The 3,341-nt window shown below is 35.5% G+C and carries 4 protein-coding genes; all 4 read left to right on the top strand.

The features are described 5' to 3' along the window. The first annotated feature begins 7 nt into the window (after positions 1-7). The 4 genes from BVG17_RS10265 (at position 8) to BVG17_RS07735 (ending at position 3,225) form a co-directional block, all read left to right on the top strand. A complete protein-coding gene (locus BVG17_RS10265) occupies positions 8-133 on the top strand; it encodes a phage tail assembly protein (protein WP_410543282.1) in 126 nt (41 codons plus the stop codon). Between the two features lie 109 nt (positions 134-242). Beyond that, a complete protein-coding gene (locus BVG17_RS07745; protein ID WP_143688947.1) occupies positions 243-2,681 on the top strand; it encodes a phage tail tape measure protein in 2,439 nt (812 codons plus the stop codon). Then, positions 2,681-3,019: a phage tail protein gene (locus BVG17_RS07740; protein WP_063631167.1), complete on the top strand. Its 339-nt coding sequence runs from the start codon at positions 2,681-2,683 to the stop codon at positions 3,017-3,019. Before BVG17_RS07745 ends, BVG17_RS07740 begins: the two co-directional genes overlap by 1 nt. Beyond that, positions 3,016-3,225 carry a tail protein X gene (locus BVG17_RS07735; protein ID WP_063631168.1) on the top strand — a complete coding sequence of 70 codons (210 nt, stop codon included), beginning with the start codon at positions 3,016-3,018 and terminating at the stop codon, positions 3,223-3,225. The genes BVG17_RS07740 and BVG17_RS07735 overlap by 4 nt, the downstream gene beginning before the upstream one ends. The last annotated feature ends 116 nt before the right edge of the window (positions 3,226-3,341 follow it).

Here is a 3,341-nt window from a genome sequence, read left to right as displayed (position 1 = left end):
TAAGGAAGTGACTTTGACTGCCAATTTGACATCAGTTGCAAAAGAAGCGATTGAAGAGTTAGATATTGCTGATTATGTAAAAGTACAAGAGGTATTAAAGGATTTTTTTTCACCGATTATCCAAAAAACTTGAGGTCAGAAGTAATCGAGCTCAGTTCTATTATTGGTAGTGGAATTGAGCCTTTGCTTGATATGAAAATTAATGAATTTATTCTATGGCATGAAGCAGCGAGGAAGGTACAATGTCAACGTTATCTATAAAAATTGGAGCAGTCCTAGATGGCAGTTTCAGTACTGTAATAAAAGGAAGTAGCAGTCAACTTACTCATCTTGGTGAGAATATAAGAAAGCTTGACTCATCTTTAAAATCAGTATCAAAGTTTAAGCAGTTAGGTCATGATGTTTTGACTAGCAAGAGGTCATGGAAAGGCTTTGAAGATCAAGTAAAATCTTTAGCTAAACAAATGAAGGCAATAGAGAAACCGAGCAAAACTTTAAAAGCTGAGTTTGATAAAGCTAAGTTTTCTGCAACAAAAGCAAAAGAAGCATATTTGAAAAAGAGAGATGCTTTACATTCATTTAATGAAGAAGTAAGAAAAAGTGGAAAAAATATTAAGTCATTAGTAAGCGACCAATATAAACTTGGCTCGTCCATTGAAGTATTAAAGGGTAAATATAGTAAACTTGGGTCTGTAATACGTAGTCACCAAAGTTTTTTAGCAAGCAAAGCACATTTTAAGTCACAAATTATAGAGACTATTGGACTAGGTCTTTCGTTTGCAGCACCAATTAAAGTTGCAATTGATTTTGAAAGTGCTATGGCTGATGTTAAGAAAGTAGTGCAATTTGCTGAGGATGAGGCAGCTCACAATCAAGGAGCCGCAGAATTTGGTCAGACATTAAAGGAACTATCCCGTACGATACCACTGTCGGCTGCAGGGTTAGCTCAAATTGCTGCAAGTGGTGGACAACTTGGTGTAAAAAAAGATGATCTGATTAAGTTTACGACAACAGTGGCTAAAATGTCCACAGCATTTGATATGTCTGCAGAGCAGGCAGGTGATTCCATAGCTAAACTTGCCAATATCTATGGAATAGATGTAGACAGGATGGAGTGGGTGGGTGACATTATAAATCACTTATCAGACAAGACTGCTGCTAAAGCAAAAGATATGGTTGAAGCTCTAGCAATAGTTGGTGGTACTGCAAACCAGTTTGGCTTTGGTATTAAGGAAACAAGTAGTTTAGTAAATGCCTTTATTAGCTTAGGTAAACAACCAGCAAAAGCAGCAACTGCAATAAACGCTCTACTTAGTAAACTCCAGACTGCTGAGGGACAGAGCAAAGAGTTCAAAACAGCATTAGAAGGCATGGGAATAGCTGCAGAAGAAATGGTACAAAGGATTGGTGAAAATAGTCAAGGCGCACTACTTTATTTTTTTGAAACTCTGGAGAAAGTAGATAAACAGGAACGTTCTCAAATTCTTCTCAACCTCTTTGGTCAAGAATATCAGGATGACGTTGCGTTACTAGTTGGAAGCCTAAAAAATTTTAAAGAGGCTATAACTCATGTAGCTGACGAAAAAGAATTTGAAAAATCCATGCAAAAAGAATTTAACAATCGTGCAGCAACCACAGCAAATAATTTACGATTACTGAGAAATGCAATAGCAGAAGTAGGAATGAATTTGGGCTCAGTAATGCTACCTCCTTTAAAATCGGTAAGTAGTCTTTTAAGAGAGATAACTAACCCCATAGCTCGATTTGCAGAAAAATTTCCAGTTATTACTACAGGAATAATGAGTACCATAGCAGCACTAATAGGTCTTAAAGTTCTAGTAGTAAGCGGTGGTTATGCATGGAATTTAGTTAGAGGTGGAATGCTTGCTTTCTCGGTTTTTTTGCATGGAATACTGAAGCCAGCATTAATATCATTATCAACGTATGCTATTCCAGCAGTAATTACTGGACTAAGTTTTTTAAAAGCTGCAACTCTGAGCTTAGCAATGAAAGCTTTTCCTCTACTGTCATCAGCTCTACCAGCAGTAATCACAGGACTAAGAGCAATAACACTTGCTGTAATGAGTAACCCGATTGGATTTTTGATAGCAGGTCTTGTTACTGGTGCAGCTCTTGTTATAACTAACTGGCAAAAGGTAAAAGACTTTTTCTCTAACTTTTGGCAGTATATAAAATCGATAATAAAACCCATCGGAGAGATGTTCTCATGGATGGGAAATACTGTTGGTAGTATATTTGGAAAATTTGCTGAAAATAGTCCACTTAAAGAGTTTGAAAAAAGAGAAAGTGTTGTTACTAAAATAAAAGCAGTCCATACTCCCCTAAAGAGTAATATTCTCAACAGTGGAAATCCTTTGCTAAGTAACAGTATAATTAAAGAATTTTCCAAGAGAAATCAGAATAATTTCAGAATCAAAAGCCTTATTGAGGAAAAAAAATCCACAGAAAATGATAGGATATTTGCAGATTTTGCAACGAGTAAATTTGAAAACAAAGAACAGAAAACTATGAATCAAACTCAGAACATCACTAATAATTACACTATCAGCATTAAAGCAGAGCCAAATCAAGATATTCGTAATCTTGCAAATGAAGTAATAAAAAGAATAAGAGAAAAATCACGTGATGTTATGTTCGATACGGTAGATCCCATTTACTGATGCTATCCCTTGGTCCATATAAATTTACTCCGATAAGTTTGAAATATAGCAAAGAGAAGCGTTGGAGTGTGGTTGAGTGTATTGGTAAGCAATTACTACAGAATATTGGCCAGGGAGCAGAAAATATAGATTTAGAAGGAGTAATTTATCTTCATAATGGATTAGATCAATTAAAGAATATAAAAGAGGCAGAAAAACCTCACACTTTAGTTGATAGCATGGGAAATGTTTTGGGGCAATTTGTAATTACTCGCTTTGAAGAAAAGCAAACATCATTTTTCTCTTGTGGATTGCCAAAAAAAGTTGAATTCAGTTTAAGTATGAAGCGTTATTCATGACTATATATTACTTAGCAAAAGAAAATGATATGTTAGACTATATTTGCTGGAAGCACTATGGATTTACTTCAGGAGCAGTAGAAATAGTATTAGAAGAAAACCCTGGACTTGCGGAATATGGAAGTTTTTTACCGGCAGGACTGAAAATTAAGCTGCCTATAATTGAGAAACCTCTACAGAAATCAACCTTGAAGATTTGGGGGTAAGATGCAACCAGAGTTTGTCATTGAAGGGTATGAATTAGCAAAAGACCTCTTGGTGTCAATGCATGTTACTGATGAATCAGGGACTATAGAAGATATAGCTGAAATATGTGTCGATT

The sequence above is a fragment of the Wolbachia endosymbiont of Laodelphax striatellus genome (assembly GCF_007115015.1).
GTDB lineage: Bacteria > Pseudomonadota > Alphaproteobacteria > Rickettsiales > Anaplasmataceae > Wolbachia.
The sequence above is the reverse complement of the archived record's forward strand: the minus strand, read 5'-3'. Positions and strand labels throughout refer to the sequence as shown.